Below are 16326 nucleotides of genomic sequence, written 5' to 3'. Positions count from 1 at the left end.
CGCCGAGGCTTGCCGGCATGGACCGAACAGAGACCCTGCTGACCGTGCCCGCCGGTGCGCCACCGCAGACCACCAGCCCGGACGACGCACCGCCGCCCGCAGCGGCGCGGCCGAGCCGGACCTGGAGCCGGCCGGCCCTGGCGGTGCTGCTGCTCGCCACCGGAGTGCTCTACCTGTGGAGCCTGAGCGCCTCCGGCTGGGCCAACTCCTTCTACGCCGCGGCGGTGCAGGCCGGCTCGGTGAGCTGGAAGGCGTTCTTCTACGGCTCGTCGGACGCGGCGAACTCGATCACCGTCGACAAGACCCCGGCCTCGCTCTGGCTGATGGCCCTCTCGGTACGCGTCTTCGGGTTGAACAGCTGGGCCATGCTCGTCCCGCAGGCGCTCTGCGGGGTCGCCTCGGTCGGCGTGCTCTACGCGGCGGTGAAGCGCTGGTACGGCCCGGCCGCCGGGCTGCTCGCCGGCGCGGTGCTCGCGGTCACCCCGGTGGCCACCCTGATGTTCCGCTTCAACAACCCGGACGCGCTGCTGGTGCTGCTTCTGGTGGCCGGCGCGTACGCCACCGTCCGGGCGGTGGAGGCGGCCAGCACCCGCTGGATCATGCTCGCCGGCGCGCTGGTCGGTCTGGGCTTCCTCACCAAGATGCTGCAGGCGTTCCTGCTGGTGCCGGTCTTCGCCGGTGGTTACCTGCTGGCCGCGCCGACCGGTCTTTGGCGGCGGATCCGCGATCTGCTGCTGGCCGGGCTCGCCCTGGTGGTGGCCGCCGGCTGGTGGGTGGCGGTCGTCGAGCTGGTGCCGGCGAGCGCCCGGCCGTACATCGGCGGCTCGCAGACCAACAGCATCCTGGAGCTGACCCTCGGCTACAACGGCCTCGGCCGGATCACCGGCGACGAGGTCGGCAGCGTCGGCGGGGGCGGCGGCCGGGCGGGCGGCGGCGGACCGTTCGAGGGGCAGACCGGCTGGCTGCGGATGTTCGGCGCCGAGGTCGGCGGTCAGATCTCCTGGCTGCTGCCGGCCGCGCTGATCCTGCTCGTCGCCGGCCTGGTGTTGGCCGGCCGGGCCCCGCGTACCGACCGGAGCCGGGCGGGTCTGGTGCTCTGGGGCGGCTGGCTGGTCGTGACCGGCCTGATCTTCAGCTTCATGTCCGGCATCTTCCACGCGTACTACACGGTGGCGCTCGCCCCGGCGGTCGGCGCGCTGGTCGGCATCGGGGTCACCCTGCTCTGGCGACGGCGCTCGGCGCGCGGCGGTGACCGGTGGCGGGCCCCGGCGGCCACCGCGACGCTGGCCGGCACGCTGGCGGTGACCGCCTGGTGGTCCTGGGTGCTGCTCGGTCGCAGCCCACAGTGGCATCCGTGGCTGCGGACCGCCGTGCTGGTCGCCGGCCTGGCCGTGGCGGCGCTGCTGCTCCTGGTCGACCGGCTGCCCCGCCGGGCCGCGCCGGTGCTGCTCGCGGTCGCCGCCGCCGTGGCGCTCGCCGGGCCGGTGGCGTACTCGGTGCAGACCGCGGCCATGCCACACACCGGCTCGATCCCCTCCGCCGGCCCGTTCGTGGCGGGCGGTCGTGGCGGCGGCTTCCCCGGCGGCCGGCCGCCGGGCGGCCTGGAGCGCCCGGGCGGCGCAGCCTTCCCCGCCGGGCAGAACGGCGCCGGCGTGCCCGCCGGGCAGAACGGCGGCCGCCAGAACGGCGGTCAGGACGGCGGACCCGGCTTCCCGGGCGGGCCGGGCCAGCCCGCCGGTGACGGCACCGGCGGACCGGGCGGTCAGCGTCCGGGCGGCGGGCAGAACGCCGGCCAGCTCCCCGGTGGCGGGCAGAACGCCGGCCAGTTCCCCGGCGGGGGACCGGCGACCCGGGGTGGGGGCATGGGCGGGCTGCTGGACGCCCGGGAGCCCAGCGCGGCGCTGCGCGCGCTGCTGGAACGCGACAGCGACCGGTACACCTGGGTCGCCGCCACGGTCGGGTCGAACAACGCCTCCGGCTACCAGCTCGCCACCGGCGATCCGGTGCTGCCGATCGGCGGGTTCAACGGCAGCGACCCGTCGCCGACGCTGGCCCAGTTCCAGCGGTACGTGGCCGACGGCGAGATCCACTACTTCGTCGGCGGCGGCGGGTTCCGGGCCAACGGCGGCAGCTCCGCGTCGGGCGAGATCGCCTCCTGGGTCGCCGCGAGCTTCCCGGCGCAGACCGTCGATGGGGTCACGGTCTACGACCTGAGCGGCGGGGCGGAGGGATGAGCATGACCAACTCCACCGAAGCGTGGACCAGCCCGCAGACCCGGCAGCGCACACCGGCCGCGGTGCTGGACGTGGTGATCCCGGTCCACAACGAGCAGACCGACCTCGCCCCGTGCGTACGGCGACTGCACGCCCACCTGAGCGCGCACGTCCCGTACCCGTTCCAGATCACCATCGCCGACAACGCCAGCACCGACGACACCCTGGCGACGGCCGAGGCGCTCGCCGCCGAGCTGCCCTCGGTCCGGGTCCTGCACCTGGACGCCAAGGGGCGCGGGCGGGCGCTGCGGGCCGCCTGGTCGGCGTCGACCGCGCCGGTGCTCGCGTACATGGACGTGGACCTCTCCACCGACCTGGCCGCTCTGCTGCCGCTGGTCGCCCCGCTTCATCTCCGGCCACTCCGACCTGGCGATCGGCACCCGGCTGGCGCGGACCTCCCGGGTGGTCCGGGGCGCCAAGCGGGAGGTGATCTCCCGGGCGTACAACCTGCTGCTGCGCGGCACCCTGGCGGTTCGGTTCTCCGACGCGCAGTGCGGCTTCAAGGCGATCCGCGCCGACGTGGCGCGCGGCCTGCTGCCGCTGGTGCAGGACACCGGCTGGTTCTTCGACACCGAGCTGCTGGTGCTCGCCCAGCGGGCCGGGCTGCGGATCCACGAGGTGCCGGTGGACTGGGTGGACGACCCGGACAGCCGGGTGGACATCGTCGCCACCGCCTACGCCGACCTGCGGGGCATCGGGCGACTGGGTCGGGCGCTGCTGACCGGCGCACTGCCCCTGGTCGAGCTGCGTGCGCAGCTGGGCCGGGCGCCGCTGACCGCACCGCCTGCGCGGGTGCCGGTCGGGCTGCCCCGGCAGCTGGTCCGCTTCGCCGCCGTCGGGGTGGCCAGCACCCTGGCGTACCTGCTGCTCTTCGTGGCCACCCGGGGCGCCCTCGGCGCCCAGCCGGCGAACCTGCTGGCGTTGCTGCTCACCGCGGTCGCCAACACCGCGGCCAACCGGCGGCTGACCTTCGGCGTCAGCGGCCGTCGCGACGCCGGGCGGCACCACCTCCAGGGGCTGCTCGCCTTCGCCCTCGGGCTGGGCCTGACCAGCGGCGCGCTGGCCGGGCTGCACGCGGTCACCGCCGCGCCGGGCCGTCCGCTGGAGCTGGCCGTGCTGGTGGTGGCGAACCTGGCCGCGACGGTGCTGCGGTTCGTCCTGCTCCGCCTCGGCATGCACCACCGCCGCAGCTGAGGCCGCCTCGGCATGAGCCACCGCCGGAGCCGAGGCCCCCTCGCCACCGGCGAGACTGAGGCCACCGGGTCAGGGGGCCAGCACCTCGGCGAGGACCTCGACGACGCGCCGCGCGTGGCGTCCGTCGGGGTCCTCGTCGGCGTTCAGGTCCGTCACGCTCATGCCGAGCAGCCGGCCGGCGCGGGCCAGCGGCGTGACGAGTGCGACCAGGTCGGGCCAGCGCAGCCCGTCCGGCTCCGGGTAGGTGACCGCCGGCAGGTCGCGTGGGTCGACCGCGTCCAGGTCGAGGTGCAGCCAGGCCGGGCCGTCGTCGCCGTCAGCCAGCTCCGCGCCGACCGCGCCCGGACCGCGCCGGAGCAGCTCGGCGGCGGGCAGCTGGTGGATCCGTGGGTCGATCCGGGCCGCCTCGACCCGGCTGGCCTCCTCGGTGGGCGGGCGGTGCCCGAGCAGGTGGACCCGGGCGGGGTCGACCAGCGTGCCGTCGACGCCCACCGCGGCGGTCGGGCCGTGCCCGGTGACCACGCTGAGGTCCATGTCGGCGCCCTCGCCGGTCTCGGAGGTCGCGCCGTCGAAGAAGTCCGGGTGGCCGTCGACGAACCACAACTCCGTCCCGGCCGGCAGGGCGAGGCAGATGCCCGGCAGGATCGCGCAGTCCCCGCCCAGCACCAGCGGCCGCCGGCGCGCGGCGAGCAGCTCGCCGACCCGGTCGGCGATCGCCGCGCCGGCCCGGCGTACCGCGGCGGCGCCGATCAGGCCGCTGGCCGGGTCCCGGGTCGGGTCGTCGACCCGGGCGTCGACCCCGCCCCCGTCCTCGGCGTCGAGCGCGGCCAGCAGGCCGGCCCGGCGCAGCGCCGCCGGCGCCCGCAGCTCACCCCGGCCGGCCCCGGATGAGTCCAGCGGCGCGTCCACCACCACCCAGCGCATCTCCGCAGGGTATCGGCGCCCGCACCGGCGGCGCCGCCGATCGCGGGTCCCAAATCGGCGGGCGGTGGGCGCCGGCTAGTCCGTCGTCCCGATGCGCGCCGTCGACCTGGACCGGCCCAGCGCCGGTCGCATCATGCTGCGGGCCACCTGGCTCGGCTTCATCGGCGGTTGGGTCAACGGATGGGCACGTTCCGGCCGGATGGCGTCGAGGAACAGCTCCGCGTTCCGCCGCCACGCGCCCGGCGCCACCGTTCGGGTGACCTTGGCGACCCTGCTGTTCGACAGCGTGATGAAGATCAGGTCCTCGACGGTGAAGTCAGGACGGACGGCGCCCTCGTCGCGAGCCCGGTCGAAGAGCTCCTCAATGCGTCGCTGGATCTGCCCGCGGAGCTTCACCAGCCCCGGCGCGCCGTCGAACCGGGTGGTCATCAGATCGAGGTAGCCGCCACGCTCCGCCTCCAGGGCGCAGGTCTCCATGACGAACTCGACGACCCCTGCCCACCGGTCCGGGTTCGCCGCCGCCCGCTCGACCAGCTCGAGTTGCGCGCGTAGCGGCGGTTCGAGCGTGGCCTCCCACAGCTGGAGCCGTGAGGGGAAGTGCCGGTACAGCGTGCCGGGAGCGACCCCGGCCACCGTGGCGATCCTGTCCATCGGGGCGTCCAGGCCCTCGCCGGTGAACAGCTCCCGCGCCGCCTCGATGATCCGCTCGCGGTTCCGGATGCTGTCTTTGCGCTCGGCCCGCGGCGACCGCCGTACCTCGTCACGAGCGCTCGTCCCCTCCGTCATGCCCGCCATCCTACCGGGAATACCGGAGACATATCTCCGTTATACGGTGTACCGGAGATTGGTCTCGACTTAAGGAGAGGAAGGCTCGGAGGCCGACCCGGCGATCCTTCGTCCTCATTCCACCTCTTGATCTAGGAGCCACCGTGTTCATCACCACCGTCGTCGTCAGCATCGCCTTCGCCGCCCTCCTGGCGGTGTCGGCCGTCGGAAAACTGCACCGTTCCCCCGCGCAGATCGCGACGCTGGAACGGGTCGGAGCGCTGAAGATCGCGCCGATCCTCGCGGTCCTCGAACTCGCCGGCGCCCTGGGCCTCCTCGTCGGCCTGCTGTGGTGGCCGATCGGGATCGCGGCCGGCGTCGGCCTCGTCCTCTACTTCCTCGGAGCGGTCGGCGCGCACCTTCGCGTCGGTGACCGCATGATCCTCCCGCCCGCCATCCTCATGCTCGTCTCGCTCGCCGCTGTCGCCCTCCGGCTGGCATCCGCTGCTTGACCGGCGGCTGTACGGGTAGGCGTGCCACGTCTGCCCGTACACGGCGGCCTCGTCCGCGGCGTCACCACGCCACCACCGATACCGAAGGAACACCTGATGTCCAGTCACCGCGAGCCCACCGCATCGCTGCTGCGACGGGTCAACCTCGCCAAGAGCACGTTCGAGGGGTGGCCGATCTACGAGGTGACGCCCCGCACGGGCGGGGCGACGGGCCACATCCTCTACGTGCACGGCGGCGGTTATGTCAGGCCGCTGCAACCGGCCCACTGGGACTTCATCGCGCGCGTGTCCGCGCTCACCGGCCGGGCGTTGACCGTGCCCGACTTCCCTGTCGCGCCCGAGCAGACCCACCGCGACGTCTTCCCGACCCTGCGGCGGCTCTATGACCACGTCACCAGCCGCACGGGCATGGACCGGTTCGCCGTGATGGGCGACTCCGCCGGCGGCACCATGGGACTGGCGCTCGTCCAGTCGCTGCCGGAGGGACACGCGCGGCCGTCGGATCTCATCCTGATGTCACCCTGGCTCGACGCGACGATGACCAATCCCGACATCGGGGCCATCGAGCCGTACGACCCGATGTCGTCGACTGCGGACCTGAAGCGTCTGGCGCGGATGTGGGCCGGCGACGACGAGCTGTCCACGCCGTGGTTGAGTCCGCTCAACGGGCCGCTGGAGAACCTCGGCCGGCTCACGATATTCACCGGCACGAACGACATTCTCAACCCGGACGCACGCCGGCTGACCGACCTCGCCGCACCGGCCGCGGGAACCGAGGTCGTGTTGCACGAGTACCCGGCCATGACGCACGCCTTCATGCTGCTCGTACCTGGTGCGGAGACGGACGCGGTGCTGGCTGAGATCGTCAACCAGTTGGGCGCGGCGGAGAGCACGACCGGGGCTGTTGCTCGGCCGTCGAGAATCCACCGGTGATGGGGTGGCACCGCTGGTCGGCGTCGTACCCCCGTGGCAGGCTCGGACGTATGTACCGGGAGCGCCCGGCCGGCGTCGCCGGCGCCGTGCTGTGGACCAGCGCCAACCCGGGCGGCGAACGGGTCAGCCGGGTGCTGCCGGACGGCTGCGTGGACCTGATCTGGTCCAGCCGGGCCGGGCTGCTGGTGGCCGGCCCGGACCGGACCGCGTTCGTGAGCGTCAGCGCGCCGGGGGAGCGGTGGGTGGGGCTGCGGCTGCCGCCGGGCGTCGGCCCCGCCGTGTTCGGTGTGCCCGCCGACGAGCTGCGGGACGCCCGGGTGCCGCTCGCCGCGCTCTGGGGCGACCCGGCGGTGGCCGACCTGGCCGAGCGGGTCGCCGCCGACCCGGCGGCCGCGCTGCCGGCGCTCGCCGCTGCCCGGCTGCGGGCGGCCGGCGGGCCGGACCGGCTCGGGGCGCGGGTCGCCCTCGCCGCGGCCGCCGGCGTGCCGGTCGCCGCCATCGCCGCCGAGGTCGACCTGGACCCGCGCGCCCTGCACCGCCGCAGCCGGCGCCTCTTCGGGTACGGCCCGAAGACGCTCACCCGGATCCTGCGGATGCGCCGGGCGCTGGACCTGGCCCGCACCGGCGTGCCGCTGGCCGAGGTGGCCGCCGCCTGCGGCTACGCCGACCAGGCGCACCTCACCCGCGACGTGCGGGACCTGGCCGGCGTCCCGCCGACCGCCCTGCTGGCGGGCTGAACGGGGCACTCACCCCTCGGCGAGCGGGGCGTAAAGGTCGATGCCGTTGCCCTCGGGGTCGTGCAGCACCGCGTAGCGCTGCCCCCAGAAGGCGTCCCAGGGCTTCAGCTCGCCGTGGAAGCCGGCCTCGGTCAGCTCCGCGTACCGGCGGTCGACCTCGGCCGGGTCGGCGCAGCGGAAGGCGAGGTTCATCCGAGGGCTGCCGGTCGGCGGCGTCCAGTCCGGATGGAAGGAACGGATCATCGTCACGTCGTCCCAGGCGATCCGGACGCCGTCGGTGAGGGTCGCCTCCACGTGCGGTTCGGACTCGGCGCCGGGCGGGATGTCCAGCCCGAGCCGACGGTAGAAATCGAGGGTGCGGGCCATGTTGGTGGTGGCCAGGCCGATGAAGTCGAATCGGAGCGTCATGCCGTCCCACGGTAGGGATCGCACCGCCGGGTGTCTTGAACGAAACGGACGGGGGACGAGTGTCCGGTGTGCCCTTCACGGCGACGATGATCGGCGTACGGTGGCAGACAAGTCCGGCTTTCCGGGTCAAAAGCCTCAGGCTCTACCGCTCGGGACGCCGGTGACATGACGGCGAGGGGAAGGAGCGGTCGGTGATCCATCTGGCCTACCTGGACGCGGGGTCCGGCAGCCTGATCGTGCAGGCGGTGGTCGGCGGGGTCGCCGGCGTCGCGGTGGCCGCCAAGCTCTACTGGCGGCGACTGGTCGACCGGTTCCGCCGGCAGCCCACCGACCACCGTTGACCGGCCGGCACCGGCGATGGCGATCTCCCCCGCGGGCCTGCGGCCCGAACCCGGCTCCTTCCGCGACCCGGCCAACCGGGTCTTCCACATCGGCGACGACGTGCTGCGCGGCCTCGACGCGCGGGCGGCCGAGGACTGGCGCGCGCTGGCCGGCGCCGACTTCTTCACCGCGCTGCTCGCCGCCGGCAAGGTCTGCGGCACCGAGGCGCTGGAGCCGACCCTGGTGCCCGCCGACATCCCGTGGGCCGCCGTGCTGCGTCACGAGCGGATCCCGTTCATCTCCCACCCGTACGAGTGGTCGTTCAGCATGCTGCGCGACGCCGCGCTGCTGCACCTGGAGATCCTCCGGGCGGCGCTGCCCGCCGGGTTCACCACCAAGGACGGCTCGGCCTACAACCTCCAGTGGCGCGGCAGCGAACCGGTCTTCATCGACGTCGGCTCCTTCGAGCCGCTACGCGACGGGGAACCCTGGGCCGGCTACCGCCAGTTCTGCCAGACGCTGCTCTACCCGCTGCTGCTCACCGCGCACCTCGGGGTGGACTTCCAGCCGTGGCTGCGGGCCCGGGTGGACGGCATCGAGGCCGACCAGCTCCGGCCGCTGTTCCGCGGCGCCCGGCGGCTGCTGCCCGGCGTACCGACCCACCTGCACCTGCACGGGGCGATGCAGAGCCGCAACGCCGCCGCGAGCACCACCGACGTCCGCGCCCAGTTGCGCGCCGCCGGCTACTCCCGCGAGCTGGCGCTGGCCACCGTACGCGGCATCGAGAAGCTGGTCCGTCGGCTCGACCGGCGCCCCGCGACCAGCCACTGGGCCGACTACCAGCGCACCTGCGGATACTCGTCGCAGGACCGGGTGGCCAAGGAACGCTTCGTCACCGCGGCGCTGGCCGACGGCCCCCGGCCCCGGCTGGTGCTCGACCTCGGCGCCAACGACGGCCGCTACGCCCGCCTCGCCGCCGGGCACGCCGATCAGGTGGTCGCCGTCGAGCAGGACCCGGCCGTCGCCGACGCGCTCTACCGGGCGCTGCGCGAGGAACGGCAGCACCGCGTCCTGCCGTTGGTGATGGACCTCGCCGACCCGTCGCCCGGCGGCGGCTGGCGCGGCGTCGAGCGGGCCTCCTTCGCCGACCGGGCCGCCGCCGCCGACGTGGTGCTCGCCCTGGCCGTGGTGCACCACCTGGCGATCGGCCGCAACGTGCCGCTGCCCGAGGTGGTCGACTGGCTCGCCGGCCTCGGCACGCCCGGCGCGCGGATCGTGGTGGAGTTCGTCCACCCGGACGACCCGATGGCCCGGCGGCTGCTGGCGAACAAGCCCGAGGGCCTCTTCCCGGACTACCGCCGCGAAGAGTTCGAGCGGCTGCTGGCGGCGCGCTGCCGGATCGCCCGGCGTGCGGAGCTGCCGACGGGCACCCGGACCCTGTACACGGCGGTGGTGGGTGGCTGAGCCGGCACCCGCCGGCGGCCCACCGCCGAGCCCGGCCGACGGTGCCGCGCCGCCGACCGGCAGCGCGTCGGCGGGGGAGCGACGCCGGCGCCTGCTGCTCGGCGCGCGGGCCGAGCTGGGCCGGCTGCTGGAGATCGTGGCGCTGGTCGGGCTGGTGGTCACCCAGCCGCTGCTGGACGTGCTCGGTCGCAGCCCCGACTTCTTCCTCTTCCACCGCGCCCACCGGGGGGACATCCTGCTCCTGGTGGCCCTGGTCGCGGTGGTGCCCACCGTGCCACCGGTGCTGCTCGGCGCGCTGAGCCGGCTGGCCGGCCGGGCCGCCCGCTCGGTGACGCACACCGTGCTGGTGGGGGCCCTGCTCGCCGCGCTGGCCGTGCAGGTCGGCCGGCACGGTACGCCGCTGCGGGGCGTACCGCTGCTGTTGGCCGCGGTGGCGCTCGGCGCGCTCGGCGCGGCCGCCCACCGGCGGTGGCGGGCGCCCGGGCGGGTGCTGCGGTTGGCCGCCGTCGGCCCGCTGGTCTTCGTCGGGCTCTTCCTGGCCGTCTCGCCCAGCTCCGTGCTGGTCCTGCCACGCGCCGCGGACGGTGCCGCCGGCACCGCCGCGACCGCCGTGCACCCGCCGGTGGTCATGCTGGTCCTCGACGAACTGCCACTGGTGTCGCTGCTCGGCCCGGACGGCCGCGTCGACGCCGCCCGGTTCCCGCACTTCGCCGAGCTGGCCGGCGGTTCGACCTGGTACCGCAACGCCACCGGGGTCAGCGGCTGGACGCCCTACGCGCTGCCCGCGATGCTCACCGGCAAATATCCGGCGCGGGGCGTCGCGCCGCACTACTCGCAGTACCCGGACAACCTCTTCACCGCCTTCGGCGGCCTGTACGACATCCGCGCCGAGGAGAGCATCACCCGGCTCTGCCCGCCCAGCCGGTGCGAGCAGCCGGTCGCCCCGGAGCAGGGGCTCGGCGTGCTGGTCCGGGAGACCGGTCGGCTGCTGGGTCAGGTCACCGCGCCGCAGGAGAGCCGGATCGACCCGGAGGACTCCTACCGGGAGCAGACCCGCACGGAGGCCGGCCTGGACGCCGCCGAGCCGGTGCCGGCCGACCCGAAGTTCCGCTGGGACAGCCTGGACGACAACCAGCCGGTCCGGTTCACCAGTTTCCTGGCCGGGTTGAAGCCCGCTCCCCGCCCCACGCTGCACTTCCTGCACCTGCTGATGCCGCACTCGCCGTGGGCATTCCTGCCCTCCGGAGTCCGCTACGACGCACCGGACGACCTGCCGAACGACGGCGCCGGCTGGGTGGAGCTGGCCCGGCAGCGGCACCTGGCCCAGCTCGGCTACACCGACCGGCTGATCGGCGAGACGCTGCGCACGCTGCGCGCCAGCGGCCTCTACGACCAGGCGATGGTGGTGGTCACCGCCGATCACGGGGTGAGCTTCAGCAAGGGTTTCCAGGGGCGCGGCATGGACGCCATCAAGGCCGCCCCCGGTGAGGTGGCCTGGGTGCCGATGTTCGTCAAGGAGCCCGGCCAGCGCGCCGGCCGGGTCGACGACCGCAACTGGGAGCACGTCGACCTGCTGCCGACCGTGGCCGACGAGGCCGGCATCCGGCTGCCCTGGCGGGTGGACGGGCGCTCGGCCCGCTCGGCACCCCGGCCGCCCGGCCAGAAGCACTTCTACGACCGGCCGGGGGAGCCGGTGACCATCCCGGACGGGGTGCCGACGCCCCCGCCGCTGCCGGCCGCGCATCCGCTGGTCGGCACGGCCGTGGGGCAGGGACCGGCGGCCGGCGGGTCGGCCCGGGTCGCCGACCTGGCCGCGTTCCGCGCCACCGACCCCGACACCGGCGCCCTGCCGGCGCTGGTCTGGGGTGACGTCCCGGATTCGGTACCCGACGGCACGCTGCTGGCGGTGGCGGTCAACGGCCGGATCGGCGCGGTCGTGCCGGTGGTGCCCCCCGATCCGGGTGGCCGCCGCTTCGCCGCCCTGCTCGCCGACGACCGGCTCTTCCACGCCGGGCCGAACCAACTCGACGTCTACCAGGTCGCCGCCGACGGGAGCCTGCGCCACCTCGCGCTCTCCTGAGCCGACGGGTACCGTTCGTCGGGTTTCCCAGCCCGCCGGTCGGGAATCGGGTGACGCATACCTCACCGCCGAACCACGGTGGGCGGTGTCCTGGGAACCGCAATTACGGTAGAAGCGAAGGCAATTCAACGTAGATCTGCCGGCGAAGCGAGGAACCACATGACGGAAGTCAAGCTCGATCACCCCGGTGGGCAGCTGTCGATGCCGGTGCACTCCGCGGTCGAAGGCCCCGGTGGTATCGGGGTGAGCAAGCTGCTGAAGGAAACCGGGCTGACGACGTACGACCCCGGTTTCGTCAACACCGCGTCGTGCTCGTCCGCGATCACCTACATCGACGGCGACGCAGGGATCCTGCGTTACCGGGGGTACCCGATCGAGCAGCTGGCCGAGAAGTCCTCCTTCCTGGAGGTCTCCTACCTGCTCATCTACGGTGAGCTGCCGACTGAGCAGCAGCTGAACGAGTTCACCGAGTGGATTCGCCGGCACTCGCTGCTGCACGAGGAGATGCGCCGCTTCTTCGACGGCTTCCCCCGGGACGCCCACCCGATGGCCGTGCTCTCCTCGGCGGTCAGCGCGCTCTCCACCTTCTACCAGGACAGCCTGGACCCGTTCGACTCCGAGCACGTGGAGATCTCCACGGTCCGGCTGATGGCGAAGGTCCCCACCATCGCCTCGTACGCCTACAAGAAGTCGATCGGGCAGCCGCTGCTCTACCCGGACAACTCGCTGGGGTACGTGGACAACCTGCTGCGGATGACCTTCGGCGTGCCGGCGGAGCCGTACGAGGTCGACCCGGTGATGGCCCGGGTGCTGGACATGCTCTTCATCCTGCACGCCGACCACGAGCAGAACTGCTCCACCTCGACCGTCCGGCTGGTGGGCTCCAGCAACGCCAACCTGTTCGCCTCGGTCTCGGCCGGCGTGAACGCGCTCTTCGGCCCGCTGCACGGCGGCGCCAACCAGGCCGTGCTGGAGATGCTCCAGAAGATCAAGGCCGACGGCGGCGACGTCCGCTCCTTCGTGCAGAAGGTGAAGGACAAGCAGGACGGCGTCAAGCTGATGGGCTTCGGCCACCGGGTCTACAAGAACTACGACCCGCGCGCCGCCATCGTGAAGAAGGCCGCTCAGGACGTGCTCGGCCGGATGGCCAAGCCGGACCCGCTGCTGGACATCGCGATGGAGCTGGAGGAGATCGCGCTCGCCGACGACTTCTTCGTCTCCCGCCGGCTCTACCCGAACGTGGACTTCTACACCGGCCTGATCTACAAGGCCATGGGCTTCCCGACCAAGATGTTCACGGTGCTCTTCGCCCTGGGCCGGCTCCCCGGCTGGATCGCCCAGTGGCGCGAGATGATCAGCGACCCGGAGACCAAGATCGGCCGTCCGCGGCAAGTCTACGCCGGCTCGCCCGAGCGGGACTACGTGCCCTTCGGCAACCGCTGACCTTCGGCTCCACCACCGGCAGGCCGCCGACCCACTCGGGTCTGGCGGCCTGCCGCGTCTGCGGTTGCGGGCGTGCCCGCGGTGCCAGCAACCCGTCCTGCTCGCTGTCGAACTGCTCCATATCTGGACCGGGCGGGCCGGGCCCGCAGGTCGGGCTCGCCGGCGGCTGCCGCGTCATCGGGACGAGGTTGGCGACCCGCGCGAGACGAAACCGGGTAGCGGGACGACCGGTGGCGTTGCGTAGTGTTGGCGCCATGTCGAGCCCTGAGGCATCCAAGGTGGGGGCTTTCGGTCACGCCGTCAGCCCCCGGAACCGCTGAGTTCCCAGTCCGCTGCCACGCGGCTCTCGCCGCGTAGGACATTACGCGCACCCTTGGGGCTGGCCGCGGTGACGAGACGTCTCTTCGTTCTCTCTCACCTCGGAGCTCTCGATGCCTCTGCCGCTCTACCTGCTTGCCGTGGCGGTCTTCGCCATGGGTACCTCGGAGTTCATGCTCGCCGGCCTGGTGCCGGACATCGCCACGAGCCTCAACGTGTCAGTCGGGGCCGCCGGGCTTCTGACCTCGGCGTTCGCTGTGGGCATGGTCGCCGGCGCGCCGCTGATGGCGGCGCTCGCACGCCGGTGGCCGGCCCGGGCCGGTCTGCTGGGCTTCGTGCTGGTTTTCGCCGTGGCCCACGTTGTGGGCGCCCTCACGACGAGTTTCACGGTCCTGCTCGTCACCCGGGTGATCGCCGCCCTGGCCAACGCCGGCTTCCTGGCTGTGGCACTGAGCACGGCGTCCACGCTCGTCGCAGGTGATCAGAAAGGACGCGCGCTGGCGGTGCTGCTCTCCGGTACGACGGTGGCCACCATCGCCGGAGTTCCCGGCGGCGCGTTGCTCGGCGCGTTGCTCGGCTGGCGGGCGACCTTCTGGGCGATCGCACTACTCTGCCTGCCCGCTGCCTACGGCGTCGTGCGAAGCATTCCGGCCCGTGCCGGGACGAACCCGCAGGGCACTGCGGCCGGCTCGTCCCTGCGAGGCGAGCTCGCCCAGCTCGCTAGGCCCAGGCTGGTCCTGATCATGCTGCTCGGTGCCCTGGTCAACGCTGCCACCTTCGCCACGTTCACTTTCCTGGCGCCGATCGTGACCGGCACCGCCGGCCTGGGCGAGCTGTGGGTCCCGGTCGTGCTGGTGCTCTTCGGTATCGGGTCGTTTGCCGGCGTCACCCTCGCGGGACGGCTCTCCGATCATCGTCCCGGCATCGTGATCGCAGTCGGTGGCTCGTTGCTGTTGCTCGGCTGGGTGGCGCTGGCAACCCTCGCTGCCCGGCCGGTGGCGCTTCTGCTCCTCGTGTTCGTGCAGGGCATGCTCTCCTTCGCGTTGGGCAGCACCCTGATCGCCAGAGTGCTCTACGCGGCGGCGGACGCCCCCACCATGGGCGGGTCGTACGCGACCGCTGCGCTCAACATCGGTGCTGCTGGCGGCCCCGTCGTCGCGGCAGCGACCCTCGGTGCCGACGCTGGTGACCTCGGGCCGGTGTGGGTCAGCGGCCTCCTCGTTGCGATCGCCCTGCTCATCGCCCTGCCGCTGCTGCGCGTCATCGCACCCCGCGTCGAGAAGACGACCCGATGACCCACGCGAGACGGGGGAGCGCGGTCTGATCAGCGGTTCATATCTGGAGCAGGTCGACAGCGTCGGCGGGGCAGCCCTGCCCCGCCGACGCGTCGGTCAGGCAGCCCTGCCCCGCCGACGCGTAGGTCAGGCAGGGCTGCCCCGCCGACGCGTACCTCAGCGCAGGCCGGCGGCGGCCAGGAGGTTGCCGGCGGCGACCGGCGGGAGAGCGCGGCCGGCCGACATGCGCTGGGCGGCGCGCTCGGCCGTGAACGCCGGGGCGGTGGCGATGGCGGCACCGTAGCTGGCCGCGGTGCGCTGCGCGATCGCCGCCCAGCCGTACTGCTCGTGCACCATCGCGCGGGCCCGGCGGGCCAGCGCCCGCGCCCGGTCCCGGTCGGAGAGCAGCGCGTGCACCGCCTCGGTCAGCCCGTCCGGGTCCTGCGGCCGGAAGGTCATCCCGGTCACCCCCGGCTCGACGATCTCGGCCAGCCCGCCGGTCGCGGCGACCGCGAGCGGGGCGCCGGCCGCCGCCCCTTCCAGGGCGACCATGCCGAACGGCTCGTAGATGCTCGGCACCGCGAAGCAGTCCGACGCCGCCATCACCGCGGGCAGCTCGGCGCCGCCCAGGAAGCCGGGCATGCTGACCGCGCCGGCCAGGCCGAGCCGGTGCACGTCGGCCTCCAGCTCGGTTCGGTACGGGCCGTCACCGGCGATCACCACGCGCAGGCCGGGGTGCCGCTCCCGCAGCCGGGGCACCCCGGCGAGCAGGTGCTGCACACCCTTCTCGTAGACCAGCCGGCCGGCGAAGGTGACCAGCGGACCGTCCCCGGCGAACCGGGCCCGGGCGGCGGCCACCGCGCTGCGCGACGCCCGCCAGCGGTGCGGCTCGACCCCGTTGGCCACCACGTCGACCCGCCCGGCCGGCACCCCGAAGAGCCCGGTCACCTCGTCACGCATGTAGCCCGAGCAGACGATCACCCGGCCGGACTCGGTGCTGAGCCACTGCTCGACGCCGTGGATGGTGCGGTTCATATCCTCGGGCAGCCAGCCCTGGTGCCGGCCCGCCTCGGTGGCGTGGATCGTGGTGACCAGCGGGATGTCCAGGTGCTCGCGCAACGTCATCGCGGTGTGCGCGACGAGCCAGTCGTGGGCGTGGATGACGTCGTAGTCGCCGGCCTCGGTGGCGCGCAGGGCGGCCCGGGTGAGGGTGTGGTTGAAGGCCATGGTCCAGGCCAGCAGGCTGCCGGTGGCCAGCGGGAAGGTGACCGGGTCCTCGGCGGCGCGGACGATGCGAACGCCGTCGCCGTACTCCTCGAGCGGGGCGCCCTCGGCGTGGCGGGTGACGACGGTGACCTCGTGGCCGGCGGCGGCCAGGGCGACGGAGAGGGCGTGCACGTGCCGGCCGAGGCCACCGACGAGCACCGGCGGGTACTCCCACGACAGCATCAGGATGCGCCGCTTCGGCGGCGCGACGCCGGCCGGGCCGGAGTTCGGGATCTGGGCCCGGGTGAGGGTGGGTCGGCAGGCGCGGTCCGGGGCGGTGGCGAGCTGGTCGCCGAGCCGGAGGGTCGTCACATCTTTCTCCGTACAGGCAGGGTCGGACGCGCCGACACCAGTGGCGGCAGAGCGGGAGATGGTGGTGGGCCGAGGGCCGAGGAGGGACGTGCGCCGACGCGC

At 73.7% G+C, this 16326-nt stretch carries 13 protein-coding genes and 1 pseudogene; 10 read left to right on the top strand and 4 right to left on the bottom strand.

Annotation, left to right across the window (positions count from 1 at the left end; translation table 11 throughout):
* Nucleotides 1-17: 17 nt before the first annotated feature.
* Nucleotides 18-2234: a glycosyltransferase family 39 protein gene (locus ACIP9D_RS00940; RefSeq protein WP_350876658.1), complete on the top strand. Its 2217-nt coding sequence runs from the start codon at nt 18-20 to the stop codon at nt 2232-2234.
* Nucleotides 2235-2236: 2 nt separating this feature from the next.
* Nucleotides 2237-3467 (top strand): annotated as a pseudogene (locus ACIP9D_RS00935) (glycosyltransferase).
* 69 nt (nt 3468-3536) lie between these two features.
* Here ACIP9D_RS00935 and ACIP9D_RS00930 read toward each other — a convergent pair.
* On the bottom strand, nt 3537-4391 hold the full coding sequence (locus ACIP9D_RS00930) for an arginase family protein (protein WP_350876656.1): 855 nt from the start codon (nt 4389-4391) through the stop codon (nt 3537-3539).
* Between the two features lie 75 nt (nt 4392-4466).
* Nucleotides 4467-5177 carry a helix-turn-helix domain-containing protein gene (locus ACIP9D_RS00925; protein WP_350876654.1) on the bottom strand — a complete coding sequence of 237 codons (711 nt, stop codon included), beginning with the start codon at nt 5175-5177 and terminating at the stop codon, nt 4467-4469.
* A gap of 143 nt (nt 5178-5320) precedes the next feature.
* Here ACIP9D_RS00925 and ACIP9D_RS00920 point away from each other — a divergent pair, with 143 nt between their 5' ends.
* The 3 genes from ACIP9D_RS00920 (at nt 5321) to ACIP9D_RS00910 (ending at nt 7338) form a co-directional block, all read left to right on the top strand.
* Nucleotides 5321-5668 carry a DoxX family protein gene (locus ACIP9D_RS00920; RefSeq protein WP_350876652.1) on the top strand — a complete coding sequence of 116 codons (348 nt, stop codon included), beginning with the start codon at nt 5321-5323 and terminating at the stop codon, nt 5666-5668.
* Nucleotides 5669-5764: 96 nt separating this feature from the next.
* Nucleotides 5765-6601: an alpha/beta hydrolase gene (locus ACIP9D_RS00915; RefSeq protein ID WP_350876650.1), complete on the top strand. Its 837-nt coding sequence runs from the start codon at nt 5765-5767 to the stop codon at nt 6599-6601.
* Nucleotides 6602-6651: 50 nt separating this feature from the next.
* Nucleotides 6652-7338 (top strand): helix-turn-helix transcriptional regulator, encoded by a 687-nt coding sequence (locus tag ACIP9D_RS00910; RefSeq protein ID WP_350876648.1) that lies wholly within the window; start codon nt 6652-6654, stop codon nt 7336-7338.
* A 9-nt stretch (nt 7339-7347) separates the two neighbouring features.
* Here the strand turns inward: ACIP9D_RS00910 and ACIP9D_RS00905 are convergent, their stop codons facing one another.
* Complete coding sequence (locus tag ACIP9D_RS00905) at nt 7348-7746, bottom strand: VOC family protein (RefSeq protein WP_350876646.1); 399 nt, start codon at nt 7744-7746, stop codon at nt 7348-7350.
* A gap of 191 nt (nt 7747-7937) precedes the next feature.
* Between ACIP9D_RS00905 and ACIP9D_RS00900 the strand changes: the two genes are divergently transcribed.
* The 5 genes from ACIP9D_RS00900 to ACIP9D_RS00880 all read left to right on the top strand — a co-directional run bounded on the left by ACIP9D_RS00900 (nt 7938) and on the right by ACIP9D_RS00880 (nt 14667).
* Entirely contained in the window at nt 7938-8087 is a 150-nt protein-coding gene (locus ACIP9D_RS00900) for a hypothetical protein (protein WP_350876644.1), read from the top strand.
* 16 nt (nt 8088-8103) lie between these two features.
* Entirely contained in the window at nt 8104-9531 is a 1428-nt protein-coding gene (locus ACIP9D_RS00895; protein WP_350876642.1) for a class I SAM-dependent methyltransferase, read from the top strand.
* A complete protein-coding gene (locus ACIP9D_RS00890; RefSeq protein WP_400449112.1) occupies nt 9524-11611 on the top strand; it encodes a sulfatase-like hydrolase/transferase in 2088 nt (695 codons plus the stop codon). The genes ACIP9D_RS00895 and ACIP9D_RS00890 overlap by 8 nt, the downstream gene beginning before the upstream one ends.
* A 159-nt stretch (nt 11612-11770) precedes the next feature.
* Complete coding sequence (locus tag ACIP9D_RS00885) at nt 11771-13054, top strand: citrate synthase (RefSeq protein WP_350876640.1); 1284 nt, start codon at nt 11771-11773, stop codon at nt 13052-13054.
* Nucleotides 13055-13485: 431 nt separating this feature from the next.
* A complete protein-coding gene (locus tag ACIP9D_RS00880) occupies nt 13486-14667 on the top strand; it encodes a Cmx/CmrA family chloramphenicol efflux MFS transporter (RefSeq protein ID WP_350876638.1) in 1182 nt (393 codons plus the stop codon).
* A gap of 156 nt (nt 14668-14823) precedes the next feature.
* On the opposite strand, the gene ACIP9D_RS00875 is transcribed toward ACIP9D_RS00880, so the two are convergent.
* Entirely contained in the window at nt 14824-16224 is a 1401-nt protein-coding gene (locus ACIP9D_RS00875; protein ID WP_350876636.1) for a glycosyltransferase family 4 protein, read from the bottom strand.
* Nucleotides 16225-16326 lie beyond the last annotated feature (102 nt).

The sequence above is a fragment of the Micromonospora sp. NPDC093243 genome, from assembly GCF_044753725.1.
Lineage (GTDB): Bacteria > Actinomycetota > Actinomycetes > Mycobacteriales > Micromonosporaceae > Micromonospora.
The sequence above is the reverse complement of the archived record's forward strand: the minus strand, read 5'-3'. Positions and strand labels throughout refer to the sequence as shown.

Coding starts and splice junctions, on each gene's coding strand:
- ACIP9D_RS00940 (WP_350876658.1), top strand. CDS start 18: ATGGACCGAACAGAGACCCTGCTGACCGTGCCCGCCGGTGCGCCACCG.
- ACIP9D_RS00930 (WP_350876656.1), bottom strand. CDS start 4,391: ATGCGCTGGGTGGTGGTGGACGCGCCGCTGGACTCATCCGGGGCCGGC.
- ACIP9D_RS00925 (WP_350876654.1), bottom strand. CDS start 5,177: ATGACGGAGGGGACGAGCGCTCGTGACGAGGTACGGCGGTCGCCGCGG.
- ACIP9D_RS00915 (WP_350876650.1), top strand. CDS start 5,765: ATGTCCAGTCACCGCGAGCCCACCGCATCGCTGCTGCGACGGGTCAAC.
- ACIP9D_RS00910 (WP_350876648.1), top strand. CDS start 6,652: ATGTACCGGGAGCGCCCGGCCGGCGTCGCCGGCGCCGTGCTGTGGACC.
- ACIP9D_RS00905 (WP_350876646.1), bottom strand. CDS start 7,746: ATGACGCTCCGATTCGACTTCATCGGCCTGGCCACCACCAACATGGCC.
- ACIP9D_RS00895 (WP_350876642.1), top strand. CDS start 8,104: ATGGCGATCTCCCCCGCGGGCCTGCGGCCCGAACCCGGCTCCTTCCGC.
- ACIP9D_RS00885 (WP_350876640.1), top strand. CDS start 11,771: ATGACGGAAGTCAAGCTCGATCACCCCGGTGGGCAGCTGTCGATGCCG.
- ACIP9D_RS00880 (WP_350876638.1), top strand. CDS start 13,486: ATGCCTCTGCCGCTCTACCTGCTTGCCGTGGCGGTCTTCGCCATGGGT.